Origin of the sequence: Synechococcus sp. Minos11, assembly GCF_014279855.1 — a bacterium.
In the GTDB taxonomy this organism is placed as follows: Bacteria; Cyanobacteriota; Cyanobacteriia; order PCC-6307; family Cyanobiaceae; genus RCC307.
Window position 1 is genome coordinate 1,451,752 of record NZ_CP047953.1, and the last position, 24,373, is coordinate 1,476,124.

The window sequence follows — 24,373 nt, forward strand, 5'->3', positions numbered from 1 at the left end:
GGGAATCGTTCTCAAACTAGGAATGAATTGGCCCGATGGCTCCCAATGGCAGACCGTTTGGGCCGTTTTTCAAGGGTTGCTGCTGGAAGCCATTCCTTTTTTGCTGATTGGCGTGGCCATTGCCACGGCCGCGCGGGCATGGGATCCCCGCGGCCGCTGGCTACAACGGCTGCCGCGCCATCCCTTGCTCGGCCCGCTGAGTGGCGCTGCTTTGGGCTTTGCACTGCCGGCCTGTGAATGCGGCAACGTGCCGGTGGCCCGGCGCTTGCTAGCCCAAGGCGCGCCCATGGGAGCGTCGTTGGGATTCCTCTTTGCCGCACCGGTGCTCAACCCAATCGTGCTGCTGAGCACCTGGGCCGCCTTCCCTGATCGCCCTTGGTTATTGCTGCTGCGCCCGCTTGGCAGCGTTGTGATTGCGCTGGTGCTCACCGCATTGCTGCAACAACTCAGTGAAGCTGCCTTGCTGGCCCCTGATCTGTTGGAGGAGCGGCGCATGGGCCAGCCCTTGGCCACCGCCAGCCTGCTGGATCGACGTAGCGGCTTGATCGGCAACCAACCACTGAGCACAACGCCTGCCATCGCAGCCGAACGACCCTCAATGGGCGTGCTGCTGGATCACGGTCTGCGGGAATTTTTGGAATTGGGCAGCCTGCTGCTGCTGGGTTGCGGCATCGCCGCCACGATCCAAACCCTGATTCCCCGCGATCTGTTTCTCGCCGTTGGCCAAGCACCAACCCTGTCGGTGTTGAGCTTGATGCTGCTGGCGGTGGTGGTGAGCGTGTGCTCCAGCGTGGATGCCTTTTTGGCCTTGGGATTTGCAGCGATGGTGACCCCTGGGGCACTGCTGGCATTTCTGCTGCTCGGGCCGGTGATCGATTTAAAAAGCATCAGCCTGTTTAGCCGCATCTTTCGCCGCCGCGGCATCCTTTTGATGCTGGCTGGCGTTGTGGTGGCAGTGCTGTTGATCGGCCAATGGCTCAACTTGGTGCTGCTATGAACTGGCTCCCGCCATTTGTGCTGGGGCTTTGGGGCGCTGTGCTGCTGCAGGCCTGGGGCAGCGGCCGGCTGAACCTGCTGTTGCAAGCTGATTTCCACTGGCTTGTGCTGGTCTCAGGCCTACTGCTGCTGGCGTTGGCTGGGCTGGCTGCGCGCTTTGCCCCAAAACGCCGCAGCGGCCGCACGCCCGCGTTGGTGATGCTGCTGGCGGCACCGCTGGTGCTGCTGATTCCGCCGCGGCCCTCGTTTTCAACCCTCGCTGCTAACCGCAGCAGTGGTGCGTTGGAAGGAGAGAACGAAACGCTCACCTTCCTCTCCCCACCAGAGCAGCGCAGCCTCACCGACTGGGTGCGACTGCTGCGCAGTCAGCCCGACCCTGAGCTTTATCGCGGCGATCCGGTGCGCATCAGCGGTTTTGTGATGCCAACCCCACAGGCAGCTCCAGTGCTCGCCCGCCTCACCGTGCGCTGCTGTCTGGCTGATGCCACACCAGTTGGCATTCCGGTGATCTGGCCAGAGGGTGAATCGCTAAAGGCTGATGAATGGCTCGCCGTGAGCGGAGAGATGGGCGTGGAACGCGTTGGCGGGGTGCTGCGCAGTGTGGTGATCGCTGAGCGCGTGCAGCCAATCCCCAAACCCAAACGCCCGTTTGAGCCATGAAGCGGCTCTGGATCCCGCTGACGCTGGCTCTGGCCTTGGCGGCGGTGCAGCAGCAGTGGCTGCAGCGCCGGCCACCACGATTGCTGGCGATCGAACCAGCTGCCGCCGGCTCAGGCTTGGCCGCTGTGGAGCTGCAGTTCAGCCGGCCGATGGATGGGGCGAGCTTGCAGGCCAATCTGCAGCTGCCCGCCGATCAACCCCATGAACTGCTGGGTGAAGGCAACCGCTGGCGCTTGCAGCTCAGCGGCACCACTCCCATCAGCAAGCCGCTCACGCTGCAGATCGCCGGAGTGGATCAACGCGGCAATGCGCTCGAGCCGAGCCAATGGCAATGGGAACCGCGCCCGGCGCTCTTGGCTAGCCGGCCGGCCGGCGAGAACGAGCAACTCCTCAGCTGGCAAGAGGCCACGGGCTGGCAAAAGCTCACCAACCTCAGCGGCAGCGTTCATTCCCTACTGCCACTCGGCAATGGCTCTGGGGCAGCTCTGGTCACCGCCACCGACCCACTGGAAAAACAGGTGCAACGGCTGCGGCTGTCCCCAGATCTGACTCTGATCGACCAGCGCCCCCTGGAGCGGGAGCCGGTGGTGTTCGCCAGCCTCAGCACCAACAACGCCGGTGATCTGTTGGTGCAGCGTTCCAAGCTGCAACAGAGCTACGCCCAAGTGGAGCTCTGGAATGCCAAAGGCAAACGCCGCCAACTGCCGATGACGGCAGGCGGCCCCATCCGCCTTGTGCCCCAAGGCGGTCTGGCGGTGGTGCCAGAAGAAGACGGCATCACCCTGCAAACCCTGCCGCCGTTGCCGGCCAAGCGCGATTTCCTACCTGGTCTGCGCGATCTCAGCAGCTTCTGCCCGCAAGCCGGACGCGCTGTATTGGTGCGCCACTGGCCCGACTACCGCCGCTCGATCGAACTGCTGGAACCCGGACGGGCACCGCGGCAGCTTTGGATTGGCACCGAAGCCCTATTGAGCAGCGCCTGTGCTGGAGCAGCCGATCGCATCTGGATCCTGCTGCTCAGTGGCCTGGCCGACCCGCTACTGGAGCTCGTTGAGCTCAACCGCGACGGTGAGGTGCTCAAGCGCATGGCCCTAGAGGGCTACGAACCAGAACCCGGCAGCCAGATGCACTACGACCCCAGCCGGCGCGCCTTGCTGTTGCTGCTTAAGCAGCGATCAGCGCAAGGGGCAAGCCAAGCCCTGCCTGAAGCCCACCTGCTTACCGTCGACACCGGCGTGCTGCAAGCGATCCCCGGGCCAATCGGCCATGCCGGCTGGCTGCCATCGCGGCAGATCACTCAGTTGCGCCGGGGTGCACCGCGGCGGGCCGCCAACACCTCGAGCACCTGACGCCACTCCACGCCGTGGTGGGCCAAGGCCACCTGCATGTGGAAGATCAAATCAGCGGCTTCACCAGCGATCTCGTCTTTGGCGTCGTCTTTGCAGGCCATCACAAATTCAGCACTCTCCTCACCAATTTTTTTGAGGATGCGGTTGTCACCACCGGCCAAGAGCTTGTTGGTGTAGCTGCCCTCCTCAGGCTGATCGCGGCGGCCTGCGATCACCCGGGCCAATTCGGTGCAGGCATCGGCTGGAGGAGGAAGAGCTTGGGGCCCGCCAGCCGTCGGGGCAGGTCCGTCTTCGTAAAAGCAGCTGCGGGCGCCGGTATGACAGGCCACATCACCGCGCTGCTCAATGGTGAGCAGCAAGACATCGGCATCGCAGTCGTAGCGGATGGCCTTCAAATCCTGGAAATGGCCACTGGTGGCGCCTTTGTGCCAAAGCTCCTGGCGTGAGCGGCTCCAGTAGTGCACCTCGCGCGTGGAGAGAGTGAGCTCCAGGGCCTGGCGATTCATCCACGCCACCATCAGCACGGCGCCATCCAGCCAGTCCTGGGCAATCGCTGGAATCAAGCCATCGGCGTTGAAACGCAGCTGCTCAATCGGCAGCTGCAACGGCTCGGCCATGGGGCAAGGGAGACTTATACCTAGCTTTGCAGCGCAGCGGCAGCGCGATGTACACCTGCTCAAAAAGCTTCGAAGGCTTCCCGTGCTGCCACCGCCAGCCGAACCACGAGGGCCATTGCCGGTTTGTGCATGGCTACAGCCGCAGCTTCACCTGCTGGTTTGGCGCCAGCGAGCTCGATGAAAACGGGTTTGTGGTGGATTTCTCCAGCCTCAAAGAACTGAGAAAACAGCTCAACGATCAGTTCGATCACACCTTTCTGGCCAACAGCGATGACCCCCTGCTGAGCGAGTGGGAGCGGCTGCATGAGCTCGGCGCCTTGGATTTGAGGGTGATGGCCAATGTGGGCATGGAAGGCAGTGCCCACTGGGTATGGGAGCAGGTCAATGCCCTGTTGCAGGAGCGCGATGGCGGACGCAGCTGGTGCTGGAAGGTGGAAGCAAGGGAGAATTCCAGCAATGCCGCCTACTGGGAGGCCAAGCCCGATTGGGTTCGATGACGACGACTGCCCTGAGTGCCCGCCAGCAACAGATCTTGGCTGTACTGGAAGCCAGCACCAATGAATTAAGCGGCCAAGCGCTGCATGCCGGGCTCCAACAGCAAGGCAATGCCATGGGCTTGGCAACGGTGTACCGCAATCTGCGGGTTCTGCAGCAGCAAGGAAAAGTTCGTTGCCGCCACTTGCCCAGTGGTGAAGCCCTCTACGCCCCCCTGGGCCGGGATGTTCATCACCTCACCTGCCTGGAATGCGGCAGCAGTGAACCGCTGAACTTCTGCCCGATGGAGCAGCAAGGGCTAACGCTGCCAACCCCAGACGGATTCAGGCCGCTCTTCCACACCCTGGAAGTATTTGGGTATTGCGTGAATTGCAGCAACGACCGCTGAGGAGCTCGCCAAAAGCAGTCAGCCACTAAAGCGAACACGCAGGCAGCCAACGAGCCGACCAATAACGAGAATGATTATCATTCTTCCAGTGAATCGGTGCTTTTCTCCTTTCAACCTCGCCTGACGAGACACACCGCTCAGGCACTAGGCCTTGCTATGGCCTGCGGATTGGGCCTTGCAGGGCCAACCACTCTTCAGGCGCATGCCCATGGTGATGGCGAAGGAGAGGAGCTCGAGCCTGGAGAATTCCGCGCCCGGCCGGTCATCACCATCGAAGGCCATGGCGGCTTTGAGAACAACCTGGAGGGGAGGCCTCAGCACTACGCCATCGATGGCCTGTTCGGCGGCGTCCTGGAATGGGGTCTAGAGAATGGCGGCAGCTTGGCGATTGAGGCGCAGGTTGGACAGGCTGCCGTCTGGGGAGAAGCCGAGCACTTCTATGGCTTGGTGCACATTGAGGAGCACGAAGACGATCATCACGAGGAAGAAGAAGGGCACGATGAACACGCCGAAGAAGAGCACGAAGACCATGGCCACAGCAGTGGCTCCCCCTATCGCCGTACGGATGTGAAGGGCTACCTGCAAGTGCGCTATGAGCCCAACGAAAAGCTCGCCTTCTCAGCTGAGTGGAAGCCCTACTACGTAACCGCTGACCAAGGCGATGAAGAGACCAAAGGCCTCAAGAACGAAATGGTGTTTGGCGCGATTTATGCCTTTGGTGATGGCGATGTGAACTTTGCCTTGGGCGATGGGCTGGAAACCATTGCTGATGGCATTTTCATCTCAGCAAAAAATGCAACTGGCTGGGAAAGTGATGGCATGTATGTCGGCAATTACACTGATGTTTGGCCTGGTTTTGGCTTTAACTACGACCTCCTAAACATCACCATTTCAGGAGGCCCCCGCTTTTACACCCCAGGCTCGTACGCCAAACTGCCCAGTCGCACCGATTGGGGTGGGGAGATAGCTCTCGAATTACCAGTTAGCAAGAACGCAGTCTTGTTTGCCCACTGGGAGCCCATGTACAGCACCCAAGGCGGTGAAGGTTGGGGCAAAGGTTTCCAACATCACATCGGCAGCGGTGTGACCTTTAGCTTCTGAGCCAACCCTCACGGCTAGACGGGGAGACCCCGTCTAGCCTCTCGGCAACTACCGTCCAATTCAGGTGCATCGCGCTCTCGGATTATTTTTGCTCGCGACCACCTCAGTATTCGCTGTTCCAGCCAATGCTCAAGAATTGGAAACAACGGGAATTAGTGACGGCTTCTACCTCTATACGGAACAAGAAGTTGGATGGTTGAAAGGAGATGCCGAAGCAGCAGTGACATCTGCACGGCTTGGCTATGCAGTGGAAGGCCCTCAACTCACGATTGGATTCGAACTCGGTCCGCGCTTCATCAGTACGTTTGATTTGCAGAATCGAACTGACTGGAGTGCAAAACTAGAAGGAGCATGGGTTCCGGAAAACACTCCCTTCGAAATTTACGGTGAATATGAGCCTGCATTAAGCACTGAAACTGACAATAGTGGGCTTTACCAAACAGCCAAATGGGGCCTGGTCATTCCCCTTAGCCCTTCCAGTCAACCACAATTTGATGTTGGCCAAGGCTTTGCAGATGCTTCGGATGTTTACCTCAAGATTGAGCAAGAAGGTGCCTGGAGTGTTGGTGGACATCAAGAGTTGATCCTGGCAAGCCCCAGGTTGGGATACGGTCTTGAGATTGAACAAGTTGCCTTCGCCCTGGAAGCGGGACCAAGCTTTCGCTGGAGCGATAACAGGTCTCCACACACAGACCTGGCGGGCAAAGTCGACTTTCGAATCAGCCCAACAGATCACTATGAGTTATTTGTGGAATACGAACCGACTTACATCTTTCAAGCTGAACAGCCAGGCCTTGTTCAAATCCTCAGAGGGGGACTGGTCTTCAACTTTTAAATGCGCGTCTTGGCTTGACCAAAAGCAACAGGATTCCCGAGCCAATCGCGAGGAGCGTTAGCACTCCAAGCAGCCAGGAGTAATAGGGCTGGAGATTAATCACTCCAAAACGGCCGGTATGAATTTTGAGCAGCCAAAATGCATCGATTCCCTGCTCCAATAACAAGCTATAGATCGAACCTGTTGCCGAAGTGATGAGTAGCGGCAATGCCGCCACAACAACCACTGCCCTGTGGACCACTCTCGGCTTCATTGCTTTCTGAGCATGCGATGCAATTCAGCTTCATCGGAGCAGGGCATCCAACGTCCGTTGTTTTGATGCACAGAAGCACAGCCAAGCTCAGTGGCACGCTGCTTCGCTTCAGCCTCAGATTTATAAATCCCTGTGCTATGGGCTTGGGCACCCATAGGCAAAACAGCTGGGGCGACAGCAAAGATGAGGATGCCGCAACTCAGAGGAGGGGCAAGACGAATCATCATGAGAGGCGGAACAAGTGGTCATAGTTGTAATAAGAGGGCTTCGAAAGGCCTCTGGAGGCCAACATTCTTCTCAGCAAAATTATCTCCTGACGTTGAGCCAAAATGATGTCCCGAGACAATCGCCTGATCGTTGTATTGCTGGAGCGATCTAACGCCTCGTGGGCCATCTCTAAGGCACCACCATGGTGATACAACATACCCTCTAAAAACCAATCCACCTGCTCCCCAGAGGCAGGTGGTGTTCCCACCATTTGCATCATCGCGATCTGCTCATCGCTCATGCGCTGGAGACCGGTCATCGCATCAGGATCACCACCAGGCTTCAGGCTGACCGGATACACAGGAGCCTGGGGATACCAAGCCTTCCGCCAACGGATCATGGCCTTGATTTCAGTGGCCTGATCGCGCCAGATGCTGTGGGCTAAATGCGCAGGCCCAGGTGCTCCGATTCCAAAAACGTATTCGCTCATCCGCAATGCACCGGTGTGGTGCTGATTCATGGCATCAAGCCAACGCAAGTCATAGGTGGCGCCGGCAGGTCCAACGGAATGGTTGTGGCTGCTGTGATCACCGTGCCCCTCATGGCCTGTGGGCTCGCTTTGGTGATGATCGTGATGCTGATGCTGATGGTGCTGGTGGTGGTCACCATGCCCCTCGTGCATCGGTGCGTTCTCAGGCATGGCGTGATGCTCATGCCCTTGGTGTTGCGCCGATGCCGGCACCACAGAGGCCAACACAAGCAATGCCAACAGCAGCTTCGGCATCTTTTTTGCTGAGAATATTTATATGATCAGGTCTCCAGTAAGTGGAGAGTCAAGCCGTGGATGACTCCAGCGAATGGATCCGCATTGGCGCAGTAGCGCAGCAGGCTGGAATGAGCATTAAAACGATTCGCTTCTACAGCGACGAGGGCCTTGTTCCCGTAGCTGGCCGAACCCAAGGGGGATACAGGCTTTATCACCAGCACGTGGTTGAGGAGCTCCAGCTCATCCAAAATCTGAGAGGCCTCGGGCTTCCGCTAGGCACCATTCGCAGTTATCTCGCTGCGAAACGCGAGGGGGCTTGCCACTGCGAGCAGCTGAAGCAATCCATGCGTGAACAGAAACAAGCCATTCATCAAAAAATTGCTGTTCTGCAGAACCTTCAGCAAGAACTCAGCGAAACAATGGAGGGCTGGGTGAACTGCGGCGGCCGCTTAGACGCCAAACTGATGTGAGAACCGTTCTCGGTGAACTTGACTTCGACTCACAGCCATAGCCCTGTTCCTGTCACGATCCTGACCGGGTTTTTGGGGGCAGGGAAAACCACCCTGCTGAACCACATCCTGACCAATCAGGAGGGACTCAGAACAGCAGTACTCGTCAATGAATTTGGCGAGATCGGTATCGACCATGAACTGATCGTCAAGACCAACGACGAGATGGTGGAGCTCACCAATGGCTGCATCTGCTGCAGCATCAACGACGAGCTGCTCAACACCGTCTACAAGGTGCTGGAACGCCCTGAGCCACCGGACTATCTCGTTGTTGAAACCACTGGGCTTGCCGATCCACTGCCGGTGGCAATGACATTTCTAGGCAGTGATCTGCGCAATGAAACGCGCCTGGATTCGATCATCACCGTGATTGATGCCGAGAACTTTGGCGAAGAGATTCTCGACACCGAGGTGGGCCGGGCTCAGGTGCTCTACGGCGACATCTTGATGCTCAACAAAAGTGATCTGGTTCCTCCAGAGCGCCTTAAAGAGTTGGAAGGAATGCTCGGTGAGATCAAGACCGATGCTCGCTTCTTGCATTCGGTCAAAGGCGATGTCCCTCTGCCTCTGCTGCTGAGCGTTGGCCTGTTCGAGTCCGACAAGGTCGTTGAGGAACAGGCCCAAGAGGAACACAAGCACTCGCATCACGACCATCACGACCATGGGCATGCGCACCATGACCACGAGGGACACGATCACGGCCACGCGCATCACCACGACCATGACCATGGGCATGACCACAGCCATGAAGGCTCGATTGAAGGCTTTACGTCGCTGTCATTCCAAACGGACAAACCCCTCGGTCTGAGGGCTTTTCAGAACTTCCTTGACAACCAATTACCAGCGACAGTCTTTCGCTCGAAGGGGATTCTTTGGTTCCAAGAAAGCGAGCGGCGTCATGTGTTCCACCTGGCGGGCAAACGCTTCTCCATTGACGACACGGATTGGGAAGGCACCCGCAAAAATCAACTGGTGATCATCGGCAGGGATCTCGATCACGAAACGATCAAGCAACAACTTCAAGCCTGTGTTGTTGACGAGAGCTAATGCTCTCTGAGGCGTTCAGCACCAGCATCACCAGCGCCCTGATCGGAGCGGTCGCTGGCGCCATGGGCGCCCTGCTGATGGCTTTGATCAGCTGGCTGACCGCCCTGGGATGGGGTGATGCCGTGCTGCTGGGGCAGCCAGCCAATGGTCCTCAAGTGCTGCAGCTGCTGCTGCCACTGGGAGCTGGGCTTGCCATTGGCCTATTGCGCCAACGCGGCGCTGACCCCCTACCCGAGCTGCACAGCACCATCGAAGAACTGCATGAACACGGCGAACACAAGCTGCAACCCCGCAGCAGCCATTGGCTCCTCGGACTTCTGGCCCTGGTGGGTGGCGGCAGCTTGGGGCCAGAAGCCCTGCTCAGCCGCTGCCTGGCTGAATGGAGCATTGGGCTGTCGCGCTGGGGCTGGTTCAAAGCGATTCCCTGGCGTGGCGCTTCAGCTATCAGTGGCTCTTTGGGGCTCTTTGGCTTGCCCTTGGTGGGTGGTGTTGCCCTAGCCGAGCGTCCTGATCGCCCCTTACCCGCTGGCCTCTGGCGCTGGCTGCCCGGTGTGGTGAGCGGCATCGCAGGCTTTGCGGTGTTTCAAGGCTTCAGCCGCTTTGGCGATGGCGAGCAAACCGTTCGCTACGTCTGGCCCCACAGCCTTGAGGAAATCAGCCAAAACCTTGTCTGGGCACTCCTCCTGGGCCTGATCGGAGGCGTGCTTGGGCTCCTGTTTCTGGGACTACGACGCCACTTGAGCCGAACTCTCAAGCGCTGGAATCCGTTGAGCCAAGCCTTGCTCACAGGAGGAGTACTCGCAGCGATGAGCCAACTCCAGCCCCTGGCTCTGATGTCAGGTGAACTCCAAATCACCCCAATGCTGCAAGGGGCTCTGGTCACGAATGGACACACCCTGATGCTGCTGGGACTCCTAAAGCTGGGGCTCTGCGCCCTTTGCCTCAGCAGCGGCTGGATTGGCGGTCAATTTTTTCCACTGATTTTTGGAGCCAGCGCGATCGGCATGGGCCTCGGTGAGCTCTGGCCGCAAGTGGTGCCAGGGCAAGTCGCTGTCAGCAGCCTCACAGCCGCCATTCAAAGTGCCGTACTGGGCCAAGCCCTCCTGCCGCTCCTGATCACGGCTGCTGTGCTGAAGGGCCATGCCCTTGCGGGGGCCCTGATCGGCAGCGTGATGGGGCTCGGGGTGCGCCAGATCACAAATGCCAAAAAACGCGACTAGAGTCGGGGGCAATTCCGCAGCTGGCCATGCTGGAGCTTTCTCTACTCGGCTCTGTTTTTCTACTCATTGGCCTTGCCCTGTGGATGGTCGCTGACTCCGATGACGACGACCGCAGCGGCGGCCTAAGGCAGCCCGTGTTTGTGCCAGTCCCCGTGCGCAGTCAGTACCGCCGCTAAACCCGTTCCAACTGAATAGCTCAAAGCCTGGGGTCGATTTGGTCCTGGGCTTTTTTGATGGCTTACCGGCAGCCAAAGCGGAATTTCACAGAGAAACGACAGCCTTATTGCGAAGCTATTGAGAATGACTTGCAAAATCACCAGGCTGTTGTGTACGTTGCAACGGATTCGCAATAGCAGTTTGCTCCGTCTCCCCACGCTCGGCCGCATCAGCCTTTTGGCGCCGCTGCTGGTGATGGCAGCGGCCTGCAGCCCGCAAGAGCCCACCGTCACCCTGGGGGTGTATTCGGGCCGTCACTACAACACCGACAAGCAGCTCTACAAGCAGTTCACCGATCAAACGGGCATCGGCATCAACCTGCTGGAGGCCAAGGACAAAGTGCTGCTACAGCGCCTCGAAGCCGAGGGCAGCAACAGCCCAGCTGATGTGTTGGTGCTCGCCGATGCGGCTCGCCTGGTGAAGGCTTCTGGCATGGGGCTTTATCAAACCACCAGCTCCAGCCAGCTCAAAGCCGATGTGCCAAGCAATCTGCGCGACCCCCAAGGCCATTGGTATGCCCTGACGCGCCGAGCTCGCGTGCCAATCGTCAACCCAGAGATCGTCGATCCGGCCACCATCACGAGCTACGACGACCTCGCCAATCCAGCCCTCAAAGGCAAGCTCTGCCTGCGCAACCGCAAGAGCCCCTACAACCAATCATTGGTTGCTGATCAAATCATCCAGCGCGGCGAGGCCGCCACCGCCGAATGGATCCAGGGGATGACCAGCAACGTCAGCCAAGAGTTCTTCTCAAGCGACACCCCTCAAATCCAGGCGGTGGGCACCGGAACCTGCGGCGTCGCGCTGGTCAACACCTATTACGTCGGCCGCATGCTCGGCGGCCAAAAGGGCGAGGCCAACAAGGCCTTAGCCGAAAAGGTCACGGTGGTGTTCCCAGATCCCACCCACGTCAACATCAGCGGCGCCGGGGTCACAGCAGCGTCCAAACACCCCAAAGAAGCGCTGCAGCTGATTGAGTTCCTCGCCTCTCCTGCTGCTGGCAAGGGCTATGCCCAAGCCAACTACGAATACCCCGTCAAAGGCCTCGGCGATAACGCTGTGCTCGAAAAATTTGGAGCATTCACCCCCGATGACGTCTCCGTTGAACAACTCGGCGCCATGAACCAACAGGCCCAAGAGCTAATGGAGGCAAACGGCTGGAAATAACGATGGAGCGGCCCTGGGCTCCGGCTCGCCCTGGCCTCAGCCTGCTGCTGACGATCACCGCCGGCCTCAATCTGCTTCCTTTTGCTGCCCTGCTGGCCTTCAGCCTGCAAGGCAGCAATGGCGTTTTAGACATTGGCAACGATGGCCTCACCCAGCTCAGCAACACGGTGTTGCTGGTGCTGCTTGTGGGCCTTGGCGTCGCTTGCTTGGGCACGGCGATCGGCTGGCTGACCGCCTGCTGCAACTTCGCAGGCAAACGCTGGCTGACCTTGGCTCAGCTCCTGCCGTTGGCAACGCCGGCCTATCTACAGGCCGCTGTGTTGACGGATTTAGGGGCCCGCGCAGGTGTACAAATCAATGGTCTCAGCTGGTGCATAGCGGTATTGACCCTGGCGAACGTGCCCTATGTAGTGCTGCTATCCCGCGACAACTTCCGCCTCAGCGGCAGGCGTCAACTGGAGGCCTCCCGCAGCCTCGGCCTCGGTGCCTGGAGGAGCTTTTTCCGGGTCAACCTGCCGCTCGCCATTCCAGCCATCACCGCCGGCGTTGCCTTGGCCGGCATGGAAGTGGTGAACGAATACGGCGCCGTTGAACTGCTGGCCTTGCCCACGCTTTCAACGGGATTACTGGAGCGCTGGCAAGGGCAAGACGACCCCCCCGCAGCCGTTGCTCTGGCCCTCACGGCACTCGCGGTTGTGGCGGTGTTGGTGGCAGCAGAGCAATGGCAACGCCGCAAGAGCCGGCGCTGGGACATGGGCGGCCCCACCGATGCCAGCGAAGGCTGGCGTTTGCAGGGCTGGCGGGCGCGTGGCGCCCAACTCCTGTGCGCCCTGCCACCACTAATCAGCGTTGGCTTACCGCTGGTCTGGCTGCTCAGAAGCCTGGATCAACTGCGCCAAGACTCGTTGGCTGACTTACTCATTCTCGGCAGCCACAGCCTTGTGCTCGCCGTGGTGGGCGCTGGGTTGGCCACAGCGATGGCATTGATCCTGGCCATCGGCAAGCGCTGGATCAGCCCCGGCCCGCTGAGGCAAGCCATGTTCACCGCCAGCCTCGGCTATGCCGTACCCGGCACCGTGCTGGCGATCGCCCTACTGCTGCTGTTGGCTCCCTTGGGCTTTCCGCCGCTGCTCTTACTGATCTTTGGCTATGGCAACCGCTTCATTGCCGTGGCCAAAGGCGGGCTTGATGCAGGCCTGGAGCGCCTTGCCCCCAGCGTTGATGAAGCCGCAACCAGCCTTGGCGAAAGCTGGAGAGGCGTGCTGCGGCGGGTTCACCTGCCCCTGCTGCGCAGTCCGCTGCTGCTCGGGGCACTACTGGTGTTTGTCGACACGGTTAAAGAGCTGCCGCTCACCTTTGCTTTGCGCCCCTTTGATTTCGACACCCTTGCGGTGCGCGTTTTTCAATACGCCGGCGATGAACGGCTCGGTGCCGCCATTGCACCGGCGCTGTTGATCATGCTGTTGGGACTGGCGGCGACGCTGCTCCTGATCCCAAAACTGAGTCGGGGATCAACTGGGGTTGCCAGCCCTCCCGCAAATTGAGCCGGCATGGCGATCCCGGAGAGAGGTCGTGCTCCAAGCCAACGCGTAGGCGGAGCCGTTGGCCATCAACGTCGATCACATAGAGCCACTCGTAGCCCAAAAACTCACGGCTAAGCACCTTGGCAGGGCCGGAGGCATCGGCACTGAGCTGGAGATCCTCCTGGCGCACCAACCAGCTGCTCGTGGAGCCGGCTTGCATCTGATCGCAGGCCCGCTGCTGGCCCACGGTGGTGAGCCCGCGCAGAGCATCACGGCTCAAGACATTGGCTTGCAGCACAAAGGTGGCCACAAACGCTGTGGCGGGCTTGGCTACCAACTGCTGCGGAGGCGCGCACTGATGCCAGTACCCGCCAGAGAGCACCGCCACCTGATCACAGATGGCCAAGGCCTCTTCCGGGGCATGGGTGACCATCAAAGCGGTCACGCCGCAATGCTTTAAAACCCTGGGCAATTCGGCGCGTAGCCGCAGGCGCACATCCACATCCAGGTTGGAAAAAGGCTCATCGAGCAGCAGCACCTGGGGTTGCGGTGCCAAGGCCCGCACCAGCGCCAACCGCTGCCGTTGCCCGCCAGAGAGCTCGTGGGGGAAGCGCTTGTCGAGCCCCTGCAACCCCAACAGCTCCAGCAGCCAATGCACCCGGTTGCGATCAGCGCCAGGGCTTAGGCCAAAGCAAGCGTTTTGCCAGGCATCCAAATGGGGGAAAAGGGCATAGTCCTGAAACAACATGCCCACGTGGCGACGTTCAGGAGCCAACCAGCGCGAGGGCGATGACAGCTCCCGGCCAGCCAGCGCGATCACCCCTTGGCTAGGGCGCTCAAAACCAGCGATCAAGCGCAACAACGTGGTTTTGCCGCAGCCCGAGGGACCCAGCAGGCCCAGTAGCTGGCCTGCCTCCAGAGAAAAATCAATGTTCTGCAGCGTCCAGTTCGAACTGGCGTAGCGATGCCACAGCCGCCTGACTTCAAGAAATGGAGTCAACGTCAGTTCGCCTCGCCGCCTTGGAGAACCGCGCAAGAAGGGCACAGCCCCCTCACCGTAAGTCTTGGGCTGAGGAGTTTGAAGCCGAATTGATCAGCCGCTGAAGCCCCGGCTTGCAGCACCTCTGGACTCTCAAACTCTTCTGTGCGGCCGCAGGCCACACAGATCAAGTGATGGTGATCATCATCATTTTCTGTGGCCAACTCAAAGCGCTTGCCCCCTTCCGGCAGCTCCAGCTCCCGCAGCAGATCCATCGTCGTGAGCAGCCGCAAGGTGCGGTACACGGTGGCCAGCGAAACCCGCGAATCCCCCCGCAGCAGTTGCTGATGCACGTCTTCCGCGCTGAGGTGGTGACCAGCCCCCGTGCGCTCAAACAGGTCCAACACGCGCTGGCGCTGCGGCGTCAGCCGCTGACCGCGGCCATGCAGGTCTTGGCGAAGGTTGCCTGAGACGGCCACAGCCACAAAGCACTCACCTGTTCTTAATAACAGGCCTTATTGAGAGTCAGCAAGGGGCACGCTGCCGCCTTGAGATCAAAAAACACAGTGCGACGCATCATTGGTTACACGCCGATGTAGCTGAACTCAGCAGAGATTCCAACAACGAAATAGCATCAAAAGCCTTACAAAGTCGACTGTTGTCTGTGCTAGATGCGCGCCAGATTGACCTGAAAGAGCGCCAGATATTTGAGCATGAAGGTCAACCATTAGGCGGCCTGCTGATTCATTCAGGCATCCTGCGCGTTGCCGGCCATTTCCCAGCAGCCAATAGCGAAGTGACCTTGGCCATCGTGAGCGCGGGGAACAGCCTGCAGCTCAGCAAGCCAAGAGGCTGCAGTGCATTACTGCTCGAGGCAATCACCGCTTGCCAATTGAGTTTTCAAGCTGGCGAGTCCACAGACAGCACCGAATCCATCAACCATTGGCTGATCCATTTGCACCTGGTGCGCCAACTGGTTCGATCGGAATCGCGCTTGATTGCCTTGCTGCAACTTTTGATCGAAGAGTTTGGCTTTCGCCACCGCGATAGCTACAGCCTGCCCTTTTGGCTCAGCCATGCGCGAATGGCCGAAATGATTGCTTCAAGCCGCAGCACGGTGACGCGCCAACTCCAAGCACTCAGGGAACAAAATGATGTGTTTTCAAGCCCCTCAAGCGGTGGCTTTGTGGTCTCAAGCCGCCTGATGGAGCTCAGCCCCTCGGCTTTGGAAGCTGTGAGCCACTGAGCTCAGGAATCGCGGCCACAGCGGCACTTGCCGCCTTTCCACTTGGAGCACTTCTGCTTTTTGCAGCCCTTTTTCTTGCTCTGCAGCTGCTGCGCCTCAGCCGGGAGATCAAGCGCGCAATCAAACTGGGGAGGCAATTGAGAACCAGTTGCAAGACGGTGAGCCTATGTGGATGCCAGGCCCCCGGTCAATAGTCATTTGATACGGGCATTTTTTTTGCGCGCTGGCGCGAAATGGCTGTTAAAGAGTCGTGGTAGCTCGCTGCCACGCCGTCCGATGCAACCAAGCAGCAATGGCCAGCCTGCAAAGCCAAGGCACATCCACGCGCCCTGAGGTGAGCACCGGCCCATCGGGCCGGGCGGTTGCTCAACCCATGGACCCCTGCCTGCTGCAGGGGCTGCAGCAGCACCTGACCATGGAGCGCCAGGCCAGCGCGTTTTATCTGGCCAATGCCATTTGGTTTGGCGAACGCGAACTGCGTGGCTTCAGCCAGTTCTTCCACGACGAGTGCAAATCAGAAGCCAGCCACGCCGCCGGCTTCGCCGACTACCTTGTGGCGCGCGGCCAAAGCGTTCAGCTCGAAGAGATCAGCGCCCCTCGGCAGCAGTGGGACAGCGTGGAAGACGTGATGGCCGCATCGTTCTTACTGGAAGCCGATGTGACCGCCTCGCTGCAGCAGCTGTATTCCCAGGCTGAGCGGGTCGCCGACACCCGCACATCGGTGTTTCTCGATCCCATCGTGGAAGGGCAGATCGAATCGGAACACCAGTTCGCGCACCTGCTCGGCCGTGTTCGCTTTGCTGGCGGCCAAGCAGCCGCCCTGTTGATCATTGATGGAGAGCTGGCGGCCGGCCAGCGCAACCCCAACTACTTGGGTGAGCGCTTCAACAACGGCTGAGTTGCTTAGAGGCGCGGCCGGTGAGCTCACGCAGAAACGCAACGCTCATCTGGTCGCTGAGTTGATCCATCGCTGCCGAGGCCGCCATGGCCTTGAGCTGCTTCATCCGCTGGCGCAGACAACGCCAATCGGCCTGCAAACGAGCCAACAAAACCGAATCACCACACTGCGCCATTGAGGCCTGCAGCGCTCGCGCCTGACCTTGTAGCTGACCAACCTCAGCGCACAAGGTGCCGATCAGGCTTTGCGATGGAGCCTGAAGATGAACTTGGGACACGGCCATCAACCCATCACCGGGGCCGCTTCAATCAAAGCAGCCGCCAAACGCAAGCTGGGCTGACCAGCTGGTGTGGCCAATTGGGCCTGCCGGCGCAATTTCGAGATCAGCCGCGTGGAGGTGACCCGCGTGGAGCCAATCAATTCGCCAATTCGCTCATGAGTGATACGGAAGGGCAGATCACACCAGTCACCGCAGCGGCGACCCAAGCGATTCACCAACAGCGCCAACAGCGCATGCAGCCGCAGCTCCGCATTGCCGAGGTGGCGAATGCGCAGCAACTGCAGGGTCCACTCATTCACCGCATCAAACCCCTGACCTTGCAGCGGCTCGGCATCGCTGCGAAATGACAGAGGGGTAAGGGCTTCCACGCAAATCCCCTCACTGCACAACCGATCGGTGCGCAGCTGGTCCCCCTGCTGCAAAAAGGCCAGGGTCATCCCTTCGGTTTCCTCGCAGGGGCAATACACGCGGGCCACGCCATCGAGCACCTCCAGGCAACTGCCGCCCTGGCGAGCCGAGGGATCCACCATCACGGTTTGACCGGACTTGAGCTTGAACGCCGCCGCCGGCTCATCGGGCAGAAAATGAAACGACACGCCGGAAGGCACCGCAAATGAGAATGCCTCGCAACTTAGAGGCAACACCCGCGTTTTTGCAAGTGCTTCTCAATTGCCGAATCATCTGGCGCCTAAAGAAGCCCGCCGATCCAGCTCAACGCCACCAGCCGCTAATAGTTCAGCGGCCACGCTGATCAGCCGGTAGCTGACCAACACCGCCAGCACCTCAGCTTCTGGGACTGCACCTGCCAAGCGCGCCAGCAGCACCAGCTCAAACACGCCCAAACCGCCAGGAGCCCCAGGCACCACCAGCCCCACGCTCCAGGCCATCGCAAACCCCGCCAGCCAGCTGCCCCAGCCCACCGGATGACCAGCGCTGAAGCAGATCACGCAGCAGGCAAAGCCCGAGAACCGCAGCAGCAGGAAGGGGAATTCCAAGAGCAAGGGCTGCCATGGCGCCCCTTGCAACGGTTCAAAATCCAGCGGTTCATCACTGTTCTGCAGCAGCTTGCGCTTGCTGCGCAGCAGGCGCTCCAAGAGCGGATTGAGCCAGCGGGGCCTGAGCAGCAGCAAGGCAAAGGGAGCCACCACACCCAACCCCCCTTGCACGCCCCCAAAGGGGATCAAACAGAAGGCTGCGATCACCATCAGCAGCGCCTCAAGCAGCACCGCCAGCAGCGCGCGGCGCCCGGAAGCCCCCCGCTGGCGCAGCAAGCGCACCCGGTCCACCTGGTGCCAAATACCACCGGGCAAGTACTTGAGCAGGTTGGTGCGCACAAACAGCTGAACCATTTCCAGCAGCGGCAACGCCAGCTGCAGCCAGCGCAACAGAGCCCACCAGGCCAGGCCATTGGCCCATTGGGCCACCACCGTGAGCGCTAAACCCAGGATGAGCAGCGCCCAGCCCCGTTGATCGGGAGCCAACGCCAACACCTCCTGGCCATGGCTCCACAAGGCCAGCAGCACCAGCAGCAGTGAGATCCCCGCCACCCAAGGCCGCAGCCCTCCAGGCGGCCGCCAGCTCGGCAGCTTCAGCCCCATGGCTTCAGCTCCGGTGGCTGCAAAGCAGCCCGCAATTCCGCCCAGCTCAAGCCCTGCTCAGCCGCCAACTGGGCCAGGGCATCGGCTTCAGGCTTGCAGCGCCAACAGCTGCCCGTCCAAGCCGCTTTGGCCGCGACCGGCCCCCAGGGGCTATCCATCACAACGGCGCGCCGCGGCAACACCCAGCGCTGCTCAAAGTTTTCACGCAAGCCAAGGCTGCTGGAGTGCTGCCACCAAATGGCCCGCAAGGCTGCGGCCTGCTCAGGCAACGCCAGGGCGGTGAGCAGCAAACCGCTGCGGCCTTTTTTCATACCCGCAGGCTGCGCGAACACGTCCAAGGCACCAGCGGCTCGCAGTTGCTCTTGCAAAAACGCCAGGGCCTCGGCATCCATGTCATCGATCTGGCATTGCTGCACCAGCACCGTTTGACGTTCCGCCGGCTCATCACTTGCAGCCGCTGCTGGAAGACAAAGCCGCAGCAGGTTGGGGCGATCCAGCTGGCGCTGGCCCAGACCCACGCCCACCCGATCAGGGGTGTGGGCCGGTGGTGACTCCCAGTGATCCACCCACACCGCCAACAAGGCCAAACCGGTTGGCGTTGTTAATTCACCGGGGAGAAAGCCAGTGCTGCTGGCCAAAGGCAACTGGCAGCGCCGGGCGATCTCCAGCACCGCAGGCGCCGGCACTGGCAACACGCCATGGGCCGTGCGCACCTGACCATGACCCGCCGGCGGCGGCGTGGCCCAAAGGCTCTGCACGCCGAGATGCAATAAGCCCGCGCAAACGCCGATCACATCAACGAGCGAATCGATCGCGCCCACCTCATGGAAATGCACCTGCTCAGCCGCCACCCCATGCACATGGGCTTCGGCATCAGCCAACAGCTGGAACACCTCCAGCACCTTGGTTTTCAGCGGTTGCGGCCAGGCGGCCCCTTGCAACTGGGGCTTCAGGTCCGCCCAGTGGCGATGCGGCGGCGACGCCTCAAGCAGCTCAACAACAAGCTGCTGGCCGCGCAAACCAGCTGAGCTGCCGCTGCTGCAGTTGAGGCGGTAGCTGCTCTGCAAGCCAAGTGCTGCGAGCGGCTCATCAATGACCCGCTCAGGAACACCCAGATCCAGGAGTGCGGCGAGCAACATGTCGCCGGCGACCCCCGTTGGCAGATCCAGATAGGCCCAGTTAGCGGCCATGGCCAGGGCGCAGCAGCGAAGGGGCTTGGCTCAACAGGCTTTCACACTCCTGATCCAAGGCCGATCGGTTCTGCTCGAGCCACTGCTCCACTTCACGACGGGCACGGCGTTGCTCCAGCTGGGCGATCTGAGCGCTTTGACCCGAGAGCCCCCAGATGCGGCCCAGAAGCTGGCGATCATCCATGCCGCCATCGCTGCCGCCATGCACCACCTGCTCAGCGGCCATACCGGCCAGCAGCACCCGGCTCCAGCGGCGCAACTCCTCGAGCGGCAATTTGGAGGAAGCGGGCAAGGGCAGGGTGGTGCGCCCGCAGGCGTCATGGCCTGCGCGCAAACACGCCAGGCTGCCCACCAGGGTGTCGCCCAATTCCATGCCTTCATGGCTGGCCAAAAGGCGATGGCCGGCTTCGTGCAAAGCAATTCGGCGCAAGCGTTCTTGCCCGCCCGGCAGGGCCTCAGCCAAGAGATGGCCGCCGCGGCCATTCCATGCCGCCGCATCCACAGACACCATCACCAGGGCGCTGATCACAGCAACGGTGATCCAGGCCGGAGAGACCCCCACCATCGGGCCAAAAACGGCCGTGCCGCTGAACACGGCAACCACCAGGGCAATGCGATTGGGGTTCATCGCCTCAGCGGCGCGCAACTGGCCGGCGGGAGGAGCGCTTATTGCCACCGCCGCGGCGATCGCTGCGCTGCGGCACCGGGCCGATCACCTCACTGGACTCAACGCTCAGGCTTTGGCCGCTGCGGCGCAAATCAAGCGAGACGAAATGGCGCAGGTGCTCCAAGGGGATTTGCCCTTGCAATTGCAATTTGAAGGGCTGCGGCCGGGTGCCATCACTGCGGGGCTGCTGGCGAATCTTGACCACCAGCTGGTCTTCTTCCGGCTTGGTGAAAATCAACTCCCCACGCACGGAGAAGTAGCCGTCTCCCTCAGGAAGGGTTTCCGGCAGATCAGGCTCATCGGTGGCCAGGGTGGCGGGTTCCCAAACCCCCACCACTTGCAGGTGCAGATCCTCACCTTCGCGATTGCGGGGATACACAATCCACTGGTGGGAGGCGGCCAAATCCAGATGGCGCTTCACCACGCTGAGCACGCGGCCCAGCAACACAGCTTCGATTTCGGTGCCGTCTTCGCAGCGCAACACGCCGCGGGTCAGGGTTTTTTCGTCCTGGGGAACGTAAACAGCATTCACAAGACCGATCGCCCGGTATTGCATCGGTTCAGTGACCGGGGGGATCGGGTGCTGACGCATCTCCTCAGGCTGGGGTGATGCTGAATTTAGCGATCTTGCTGACAGGCACAAACCCAGGCGTTTTACTAAGGCAACCGGCAGCAGTCTTGTGCCCCTGGGTTCGCTCAACCCAACCCCTGATCCGCGCCCCAAACGGCTACGCCAATTGGGCCTGTTTGGCTTGGCCATCGCTGCAGCGCTTGGCGCCGGCTGGTGGTGGGGCCAAAGGCAGCCCAGCACTGCAGCGGCCAACGCCCAGCAGAAAACCCTGGAGCGCAGCAGCGAAAAGCTGGAAACCAAGCTGGCGGCGGGCACGGCCAGTGATGAGGAACAGCGCCAACTGCTGAGATTGCGCCTGGCCATGGGCGATCAGCCGGGCGCTATCAAGCTGCTCGAGCCCCTCAGCGATCAAAACCCTGATCAGCCGTCATTGCGGCTGCTGTTGGCTGATCTCAAGAGTCAAAACGACGACGACGCTGGAGCGGAACGGGACATCCGTCAGGTGCTGAATGTGCAGCCCCTGCATCCCCAGGCGTTGCAGGACTACGCCCGCTTGCAAATCAAGCTCGGCCGTCAGCAAGAGGTGATGCAGCAGCTGCAAGCATCTGCCGAAGCCGCCAAGGGCACACCCGAAGCGCTGCCCATTGGCCTGCTACTCGGCGACGTGCAGCAAAGCAATGGCCTGAGCGCTGAAGCCATCGCCACCTACAAGGGCTTAGCGGCGAGCCACCCCACCGATCCCAGGCCACTACTGGCTCTGGCGTTGTTGCAACATTCCCAGGGCCAACTGGAAGCTGCGCGGGTCTCGCTGCAGCAAGCCAAGTTGAACTCAACTCCTGTCGCTTCAGGTGTGCTCGATCAGGTGGCTGCTGGTTGGGCCGTTGGCCGTATTCGCCAGCAAGCGCCTTCAGCCAATGCAGCCGATCTCAAGGCACCTGTGGCTCCTGCCCCAGACCCAAGCGGTGATTTAGAGGCCGGAGGGGACGGTCTTGCTGGGGGTAGCGGAGCCTGAATCCCAGTCGAAATCACTCAGGGCTGCATCGATCGCATCGCCAGGAGGGGTTGAGTCTCCAGCCGTGCTCATGTTCTGGAGCATGTTCATGACCCCCATCGGGTTCGTGATATCAAGACCAGAGGGACTGCTAGGCCCGTAGTTGTAAAGGTCTTTATCCCGGTTGGTTTCCTGGGGACCAGCGATCGCCGCTGGTGCCAGCAGCAGGGCCATGGCGCAGGCCAACAAAGTGCGTGTCATGGCTTCAATCGTTTAATGGGCAGATTTTAAGAGGGGATCAGCGTGCGGATCGCCACCTGGAATGTCAATTCGATCCGCAGCCGGCAAAGCCATCTGCTGCGCTGGCTGGAGCAGGCCAAGCCCGATGTGCTGGGGCTGCAGGAAACCAAGGTGGAAGACGCGCAATTTCCTGCGGCAGTCATGGAAGAAGCCGGCTACCGCACCGTGATCAGCGGCCAGAAGAGTTACAACGGCGTGGCACTGCTGAGCCGCGAGCCGCTCGAAGAGGTGCGCATCGGTTTTGACGCCCTGCTGCCGGGAGATGAGGCCGCCATCGAGCTGAGCCAGCAGAAGCGGGTGATCAGCGCCTGGGTGGATGGCGTGCGGGTGCTCAACCTCTATGTGCCCAACGGATCGGAGGTGGGCTCAGAGAAATACGCCTACAAACTGGCCTGGCTCGATTGCCTGCGCCGTTACCTCCACGTGCAACGCGAGCAAGGGGAACCCTTTTGCATGCTGGGGGATTTCAACATCGGCCCAGAAGCCCGCGACTTGCACAACCCGGAGCGCTCCACAGGCGGAATCATGGCCAGTGATGCCGAGCGAGAGGCGCTCAAGGCCTGCCTCGGGGATGACCTGCGCGATGCCTTCCGCATGTTTGAGCAAGGCAGCGGCCACTGGAGCTGGTGGGACTACCGCTCAGGCGCTTGGAACGGCGATCGCGGCTGGCGCATCGATCACCTCTATCTCGATGAGGAGCTGCAGCAGCGGGCCTTGGCCTGTGAGATCCACAAAAGCGAACGGGGCCTTGAGAAGCCAAGCGATCACGCCCCGGTGAGTGTGGATCTCGCTGATGAAACCGCAGAGGAAGAAGACGAAGACCTCTGGTGAGTCACACCACCTCAACACCCTTTGGCAACTGAATCTGCTGAGCGCGTCGGCTGGATTCACCGCAGCTCACCGGGGTGGGGAAGAGCTTGCCGGGATTGGCGCGCTGCAAGGGATCAAAGGCCTTGCGCACCAGCTGCATGGTTTCCAAATCCGCCGGGCTGAACATCCAATCGAGGAAACAGCGCTTGTCAGCCCCCACCCCGTGCTCACCGCTGATGCTGCCGCCGGAATCCACGCAAAGCCGCAAGATCGCGGCACCGAGATCTTTCACCCGCTGATGCACGCCCTCTTCGCGGCCGTCGTAAAGGATCAGCGGATGCAGGTTGCCGTCTCCGGCGTGGAACACGTTAGCCACCGGAAGCTCATGCTCTCGGCTGAGTTCATCGATCCGGGCCAGCACCTTGGGCAGGGCGCTTCGAGGCACCACACCGTCTTGCAGGTAGTAGCTGGGATAGAGCCGGCCCAGGGCTGAAATCGCGCTTTTGCGCCCCTGCCAAAGGCGGGCGCGGTCATCGCTGGTGGTGGCCACCTGCACATCACGGGCACCGGCCTGGCGGCAGAGCTCAGCGGTTGTGGCTGCCGCCAACTCCACTTCAGCGCTGCTGCCATCGAGCTCGATCAACAACGCCGCGGCCGCATCAGCCGGATAGAGCTCCTGCTCGAGCATCTGATCCACAGCGCGGATCGTGAAGTTGTCCATGATTTCCATCCCCGCCGGCAAGATCCCAGAAGCCGTCACCAGCCGCACGGCTTCACCGGCGGCTTCCATGCTGGTGAAATCAGCCAGCAGCACAGCCACCGCTTCGGGCTGCCTGAGCAACCGCAAGGTGATCGCCGTGGCGATGCCCAAGGTGCCCTCACTGCCAATGAACACCCCGCGCAGGTCCAAAGCAGGCATCTCGGCCAGCGGCCCACCGAGGGTGGTCACCGTTCCATCGGGCAGCACCACCTCCAACTCCAAGACGTGGTTGCTGGTGACGCCGTATTTGAGGCAGTGCACGCCGCCTGAGTTTTCCGCCACGTTGCCGCCCACACTGCAGGCGATCTGGCTGGAGGGATCCGGCGCGTAATAGAAGCCATCGCCGCTCACAGCGCGGGTCACCCAGCTGTTGATCACCCCCGGTTGCACCCGGATCGTTTGGTTGTTCAGATCAATCGAAAGCACCTGCCGCATCCGGCTGGTGATCACCAGCAGCGCCTCCTGCTCCACCAAGGCACCACCCGAGAGCCCGGTGCCACTGCCGCGGGCCACAAAGGGCACGCCCTGCTCATGGCAGAGCTTCAACACAGCCGCCACCTGCTCAGTGGAATCCGGCAGCACCGCCAGGGGCGGCTGATGGCGGTCCATGGTGAGGCCATCGCAGTCGTAACTGAGCAGCTCTTGGGCCTTGCTCACCACAGCCCGCGGCGGCAGCACCTGCCGCAGGGCCTTCTCCAGGGCCGGCCAGTCGATGGCGGAAGCGGTGGCCACGG

General features: G+C 60.8%; 31 protein-coding genes. 17 read left to right on the forward strand and 14 right to left on the reverse strand.

All coding sequences use genetic code 11. The features are described 5' to 3' along the window. The first annotated feature begins 22 nt into the window (after positions 1–22). Genes SynMINOS11_RS08180 through SynMINOS11_RS08190 form a run of 3 tightly spaced genes read left to right on the forward strand, consistent with a single transcriptional unit; the run spans position 23 to position 3,005 of the window. On the forward strand, positions 23–997 hold the full coding sequence (locus SynMINOS11_RS08180) for a permease (RefSeq protein WP_255445358.1): 975 nt from the start codon (positions 23–25) through the stop codon (positions 995–997). After that, entirely contained in the window at positions 994–1,656 is a 663-nt protein-coding gene (locus SynMINOS11_RS08185; protein WP_255445359.1) for a TIGR03943 family putative permease subunit, read from the forward strand. Before SynMINOS11_RS08180 ends, SynMINOS11_RS08185 begins: the two co-directional genes overlap by 4 nt. Further along, positions 1,653–3,005, forward strand: coding sequence for a hypothetical protein (locus SynMINOS11_RS08190; protein WP_186547842.1), 1,353 nt, complete (start codon positions 1,653–1,655; stop codon positions 3,003–3,005). Before SynMINOS11_RS08185 ends, SynMINOS11_RS08190 begins: the two co-directional genes overlap by 4 nt. Here SynMINOS11_RS08190 and hisIE read toward each other — a convergent pair. Beyond that, complete coding sequence (gene hisIE / locus SynMINOS11_RS08195) at positions 2,954–3,622, reverse strand: bifunctional phosphoribosyl-AMP cyclohydrolase/phosphoribosyl-ATP diphosphatase HisIE (protein WP_186547844.1); 669 nt, start codon at positions 3,620–3,622, stop codon at positions 2,954–2,956. The genes SynMINOS11_RS08190 and hisIE overlap by 52 nt on opposite strands. Before the next feature lie 47 nt (positions 3,623–3,669). On the opposite strand from hisIE, the gene SynMINOS11_RS08200 reads away from it, so the two are divergent. From SynMINOS11_RS08200 to SynMINOS11_RS08215, 4 genes are all read left to right on the forward strand, one after another. Further along, positions 3,670–4,119: a 6-pyruvoyl trahydropterin synthase family protein gene (locus SynMINOS11_RS08200; RefSeq protein WP_186547846.1), complete on the forward strand. Its 450-nt coding sequence runs from the start codon at positions 3,670–3,672 to the stop codon at positions 4,117–4,119. Further along, the gene (locus SynMINOS11_RS08205; protein WP_186547848.1) at positions 4,116–4,505 is read left to right on the forward strand and encodes a Fur family transcriptional regulator; all 390 of its coding nucleotides are present in this window, start codon (positions 4,116–4,118) and stop codon (positions 4,503–4,505) included. Before SynMINOS11_RS08200 ends, SynMINOS11_RS08205 begins: the two co-directional genes overlap by 4 nt. A gap of 156 nt (positions 4,506–4,661) precedes the next feature. Then, positions 4,662–5,606, forward strand: a complete 945-nt coding sequence (locus SynMINOS11_RS08210; RefSeq protein WP_186547850.1) for a hypothetical protein — start codon at positions 4,662–4,664, stop codon at positions 5,604–5,606. A 64-nt stretch (positions 5,607–5,670) separates the two neighbouring features. Continuing rightward, complete coding sequence (locus SynMINOS11_RS08215) at positions 5,671–6,441, forward strand: hypothetical protein (RefSeq protein WP_186547851.1); 771 nt, start codon at positions 5,671–5,673, stop codon at positions 6,439–6,441. On the opposite strand, the gene SynMINOS11_RS08220 is transcribed toward SynMINOS11_RS08215, so the two are convergent. The 3 genes from SynMINOS11_RS08220 to SynMINOS11_RS08230 are packed head-to-tail and all read right to left on the reverse strand — an operon-like array spanning position 6,431 to position 7,685. After that, positions 6,431–6,694 carry a hypothetical protein gene (locus tag SynMINOS11_RS08220; RefSeq protein ID WP_011936041.1) on the reverse strand — a complete coding sequence of 88 codons (264 nt, stop codon included), beginning with the start codon at positions 6,692–6,694 and terminating at the stop codon, positions 6,431–6,433. The two genes, SynMINOS11_RS08215 and SynMINOS11_RS08220, sit on opposite strands and share 11 nt — an antisense overlap. Further along, positions 6,691–6,921 (reverse strand): DUF3721 domain-containing protein, encoded by a 231-nt coding sequence (locus tag SynMINOS11_RS08225; RefSeq protein WP_370586161.1) that lies wholly within the window; start codon positions 6,919–6,921, stop codon positions 6,691–6,693. The genes SynMINOS11_RS08220 and SynMINOS11_RS08225 overlap by 4 nt, the downstream gene beginning before the upstream one ends. Further along, a complete protein-coding gene (locus tag SynMINOS11_RS08230) occupies positions 6,918–7,685 on the reverse strand; it encodes a DUF305 domain-containing protein (RefSeq protein WP_186547855.1) in 768 nt (255 codons plus the stop codon). The genes SynMINOS11_RS08225 and SynMINOS11_RS08230 overlap by 4 nt, the downstream gene beginning before the upstream one ends. A 41-nt stretch (positions 7,686–7,726) precedes the next feature. Here SynMINOS11_RS08230 and SynMINOS11_RS08235 point away from each other — a divergent pair, with 41 nt between their 5' ends. The 6 genes from SynMINOS11_RS08235 (at position 7,727) to SynMINOS11_RS08260 (ending at position 13,370) form a co-directional block, all read left to right on the forward strand. After that, positions 7,727–8,137, forward strand: coding sequence for a MerR family transcriptional regulator (locus tag SynMINOS11_RS08235; RefSeq protein ID WP_186547857.1), 411 nt, complete (start codon positions 7,727–7,729; stop codon positions 8,135–8,137). A gap of 18 nt (positions 8,138–8,155) precedes the next feature. Then, on the forward strand, positions 8,156–9,223 hold the full coding sequence (locus tag SynMINOS11_RS08240; protein WP_186547859.1) for a CobW family GTP-binding protein: 1,068 nt from the start codon (positions 8,156–8,158) through the stop codon (positions 9,221–9,223). Beyond that, positions 9,223–10,443 carry a chloride channel protein gene (locus tag SynMINOS11_RS08245; protein ID WP_186547861.1) on the forward strand — a complete coding sequence of 407 codons (1,221 nt, stop codon included), beginning with the start codon at positions 9,223–9,225 and terminating at the stop codon, positions 10,441–10,443. Before SynMINOS11_RS08240 ends, SynMINOS11_RS08245 begins: the two co-directional genes overlap by 1 nt. A gap of 26 nt (positions 10,444–10,469) precedes the next feature. Then, entirely contained in the window at positions 10,470–10,619 is a 150-nt protein-coding gene (locus SynMINOS11_RS08250) for a hypothetical protein (protein ID WP_186547863.1), read from the forward strand. 181 nt (positions 10,620–10,800) lie between these two features. After that, the gene (locus tag SynMINOS11_RS08255; protein WP_370586162.1) at positions 10,801–11,826 is read left to right on the forward strand and encodes an extracellular solute-binding protein; all 1,026 of its coding nucleotides are present in this window, start codon (positions 10,801–10,803) and stop codon (positions 11,824–11,826) included. Positions 11,827–11,828: 2 nt separating this feature from the next. Then, positions 11,829–13,370 (forward strand): ABC transporter permease, encoded by a 1,542-nt coding sequence (locus tag SynMINOS11_RS08260; protein ID WP_186547867.1) that lies wholly within the window; start codon positions 11,829–11,831, stop codon positions 13,368–13,370. Here the strand turns inward: SynMINOS11_RS08260 and SynMINOS11_RS08265 are convergent. Both SynMINOS11_RS08265 and SynMINOS11_RS08270 read right to left on the reverse strand, forming a co-directional pair. Beyond that, a complete protein-coding gene (locus tag SynMINOS11_RS08265; RefSeq protein WP_370586163.1) occupies positions 13,282–14,349 on the reverse strand; it encodes an ABC transporter ATP-binding protein in 1,068 nt (355 codons plus the stop codon). The genes SynMINOS11_RS08260 and SynMINOS11_RS08265 overlap by 89 nt on opposite strands. A 2-nt stretch (positions 14,350–14,351) precedes the next feature. Continuing rightward, positions 14,352–14,813 (reverse strand): Fur family transcriptional regulator, encoded by a 462-nt coding sequence (locus tag SynMINOS11_RS08270; protein ID WP_186547871.1) that lies wholly within the window; start codon positions 14,811–14,813, stop codon positions 14,352–14,354. 179 nt (positions 14,814–14,992) lie between these two features. Here SynMINOS11_RS08270 and SynMINOS11_RS08275 point away from each other — a divergent pair, with 179 nt between their 5' ends. Further along, complete coding sequence (locus SynMINOS11_RS08275) at positions 14,993–15,574, forward strand: Crp/Fnr family transcriptional regulator (protein WP_255445546.1); 582 nt, start codon at positions 14,993–14,995, stop codon at positions 15,572–15,574. A 292-nt stretch (positions 15,575–15,866) separates the two neighbouring features. Then, positions 15,867–16,472, forward strand: a complete 606-nt coding sequence (locus tag SynMINOS11_RS08280; protein ID WP_186547876.1) for a ferritin — start codon at positions 15,867–15,869, stop codon at positions 16,470–16,472. On the opposite strand, the gene SynMINOS11_RS08285 is transcribed toward SynMINOS11_RS08280, so the two are convergent. From SynMINOS11_RS08285 to SynMINOS11_RS08310, 6 genes are all read right to left on the reverse strand, one after another. Then, positions 16,459–16,755: a hypothetical protein gene (locus SynMINOS11_RS08285; RefSeq protein WP_186547878.1), complete on the reverse strand. Its 297-nt coding sequence runs from the start codon at positions 16,753–16,755 to the stop codon at positions 16,459–16,461. The two genes, SynMINOS11_RS08280 and SynMINOS11_RS08285, sit on opposite strands and share 14 nt — an antisense overlap. Then, the gene (locus SynMINOS11_RS08290; RefSeq protein WP_186547880.1) at positions 16,755–17,348 is read right to left on the reverse strand and encodes a helix-turn-helix domain-containing protein; all 594 of its coding nucleotides are present in this window, start codon (positions 17,346–17,348) and stop codon (positions 16,755–16,757) included. The genes SynMINOS11_RS08285 and SynMINOS11_RS08290 overlap by 1 nt, the downstream gene beginning before the upstream one ends. 81 nt (positions 17,349–17,429) lie before the next feature. Next, complete coding sequence (locus SynMINOS11_RS08295; protein WP_186547882.1) at positions 17,430–18,350, reverse strand: lysylphosphatidylglycerol synthase domain-containing protein; 921 nt, start codon at positions 18,348–18,350, stop codon at positions 17,430–17,432. Next, complete coding sequence (gene larC / locus SynMINOS11_RS08300; RefSeq protein ID WP_186547884.1) at positions 18,341–19,540, reverse strand: nickel pincer cofactor biosynthesis protein LarC; 1,200 nt, start codon at positions 19,538–19,540, stop codon at positions 18,341–18,343. Before larC ends, SynMINOS11_RS08295 begins: the two co-directional genes overlap by 10 nt. Further along, the gene (locus SynMINOS11_RS08305; protein ID WP_255445360.1) at positions 19,530–20,216 is read right to left on the reverse strand and encodes a hypothetical protein; all 687 of its coding nucleotides are present in this window, start codon (positions 20,214–20,216) and stop codon (positions 19,530–19,532) included. Before SynMINOS11_RS08305 ends, larC begins: the two co-directional genes overlap by 11 nt. After that, positions 20,173–20,799: a hypothetical protein gene (locus SynMINOS11_RS08310; protein WP_186547886.1), complete on the reverse strand. Its 627-nt coding sequence runs from the start codon at positions 20,797–20,799 to the stop codon at positions 20,173–20,175. Before SynMINOS11_RS08310 ends, SynMINOS11_RS08305 begins: the two co-directional genes overlap by 44 nt. Positions 20,800–20,887: 88 nt before the next feature. On the opposite strand from SynMINOS11_RS08310, the gene SynMINOS11_RS08315 reads away from it, so the two are divergent. Continuing rightward, positions 20,888–21,790 carry a hypothetical protein gene (locus SynMINOS11_RS08315; RefSeq protein ID WP_186547888.1) on the forward strand — a complete coding sequence of 301 codons (903 nt, stop codon included), beginning with the start codon at positions 20,888–20,890 and terminating at the stop codon, positions 21,788–21,790. On the opposite strand, the gene SynMINOS11_RS08320 is transcribed toward SynMINOS11_RS08315, so the two are convergent. Further along, a complete protein-coding gene (locus tag SynMINOS11_RS08320; RefSeq protein WP_186547890.1) occupies positions 21,746–22,030 on the reverse strand; it encodes a hypothetical protein in 285 nt (94 codons plus the stop codon). The genes SynMINOS11_RS08315 and SynMINOS11_RS08320 overlap by 45 nt on opposite strands. Before the next feature lie 42 nt (positions 22,031–22,072). Between SynMINOS11_RS08320 and xth the strand changes: the two genes are divergently transcribed. Then, complete coding sequence (xth, locus tag SynMINOS11_RS08325; RefSeq protein WP_186547892.1) at positions 22,073–22,900, forward strand: exodeoxyribonuclease III; 828 nt, start codon at positions 22,073–22,075, stop codon at positions 22,898–22,900. Between the two features lies 1 nt (position 22,901). Here xth and SynMINOS11_RS08330 read toward each other — a convergent pair whose 3' ends face one another. Further along, positions 22,902–24,371 (reverse strand): FAD-linked oxidase C-terminal domain-containing protein, encoded by a 1,470-nt coding sequence (locus SynMINOS11_RS08330; RefSeq protein ID WP_255445361.1) that lies wholly within the window; start codon positions 24,369–24,371, stop codon positions 22,902–22,904. Between the last annotated feature and the right edge of the window lie 2 nt (positions 24,372–24,373).

Excerpts from the sequence above, each read along its gene's own strand:
- SynMINOS11_RS08320 (WP_186547890.1), bottom strand. The coding sequence starts at position 22,030 with ATGACACGCACTTTGTTGGCCTGCGCCATGGCCCTGCTGCTGGCACCA.
- SynMINOS11_RS08245 (WP_186547861.1), top strand. The coding sequence starts at position 9,223 with ATGCTCTCTGAGGCGTTCAGCACCAGCATCACCAGCGCCCTGATCGGA.
- hisIE (WP_186547844.1), bottom strand. The coding sequence starts at position 3,622 with ATGGCCGAGCCGTTGCAGCTGCCGATTGAGCAGCTGCGTTTCAACGCC.
- SynMINOS11_RS08295 (WP_186547882.1), bottom strand. The coding sequence starts at position 18,350 with ATGGGGCTGAAGCTGCCGAGCTGGCGGCCGCCTGGAGGGCTGCGGCCT.
- SynMINOS11_RS08185 (WP_255445359.1), top strand. The coding sequence starts at position 994 with ATGAACTGGCTCCCGCCATTTGTGCTGGGGCTTTGGGGCGCTGTGCTG.
- SynMINOS11_RS08310 (WP_186547886.1), bottom strand. The coding sequence starts at position 20,799 with ATGCGTCAGCACCCGATCCCCCCGGTCACTGAACCGATGCAATACCGG.
- SynMINOS11_RS08230 (WP_186547855.1), bottom strand. The coding sequence starts at position 7,685 with ATGCCGAAGCTGCTGTTGGCATTGCTTGTGTTGGCCTCTGTGGTGCCG.
- SynMINOS11_RS08200 (WP_186547846.1), top strand. The coding sequence starts at position 3,670 with ATGTACACCTGCTCAAAAAGCTTCGAAGGCTTCCCGTGCTGCCACCGC.
- SynMINOS11_RS08225 (WP_370586161.1), bottom strand. The coding sequence starts at position 6,921 with ATGATGATTCGTCTTGCCCCTCCTCTGAGTTGCGGCATCCTCATCTTT.
- SynMINOS11_RS08190 (WP_186547842.1), top strand. The coding sequence starts at position 1,653 with ATGAAGCGGCTCTGGATCCCGCTGACGCTGGCTCTGGCCTTGGCGGCG.
- larC (WP_186547884.1), bottom strand. The coding sequence starts at position 19,540 with ATGGCCGCTAACTGGGCCTATCTGGATCTGCCAACGGGGGTCGCCGGC.
- SynMINOS11_RS08210 (WP_186547850.1), top strand. The coding sequence starts at position 4,662 with ATGGCCTGCGGATTGGGCCTTGCAGGGCCAACCACTCTTCAGGCGCAT.
- SynMINOS11_RS08180 (WP_255445358.1), top strand. The coding sequence starts at position 23 with ATGAATTGGCCCGATGGCTCCCAATGGCAGACCGTTTGGGCCGTTTTT.
- SynMINOS11_RS08220 (WP_011936041.1), bottom strand. The coding sequence starts at position 6,694 with ATGAAGCCGAGAGTGGTCCACAGGGCAGTGGTTGTTGTGGCGGCATTG.
- SynMINOS11_RS08285 (WP_186547878.1), bottom strand. The coding sequence starts at position 16,755 with ATGGCCGTGTCCCAAGTTCATCTTCAGGCTCCATCGCAAAGCCTGATC.
- SynMINOS11_RS08205 (WP_186547848.1), top strand. The coding sequence starts at position 4,116 with ATGACGACGACTGCCCTGAGTGCCCGCCAGCAACAGATCTTGGCTGTA.
- SynMINOS11_RS08250 (WP_186547863.1), top strand. The coding sequence starts at position 10,470 with ATGCTGGAGCTTTCTCTACTCGGCTCTGTTTTTCTACTCATTGGCCTT.
- SynMINOS11_RS08280 (WP_186547876.1), top strand. The coding sequence starts at position 15,867 with ATGGCCAGCCTGCAAAGCCAAGGCACATCCACGCGCCCTGAGGTGAGC.
- SynMINOS11_RS08260 (WP_186547867.1), top strand. The coding sequence starts at position 11,829 with ATGGAGCGGCCCTGGGCTCCGGCTCGCCCTGGCCTCAGCCTGCTGCTG.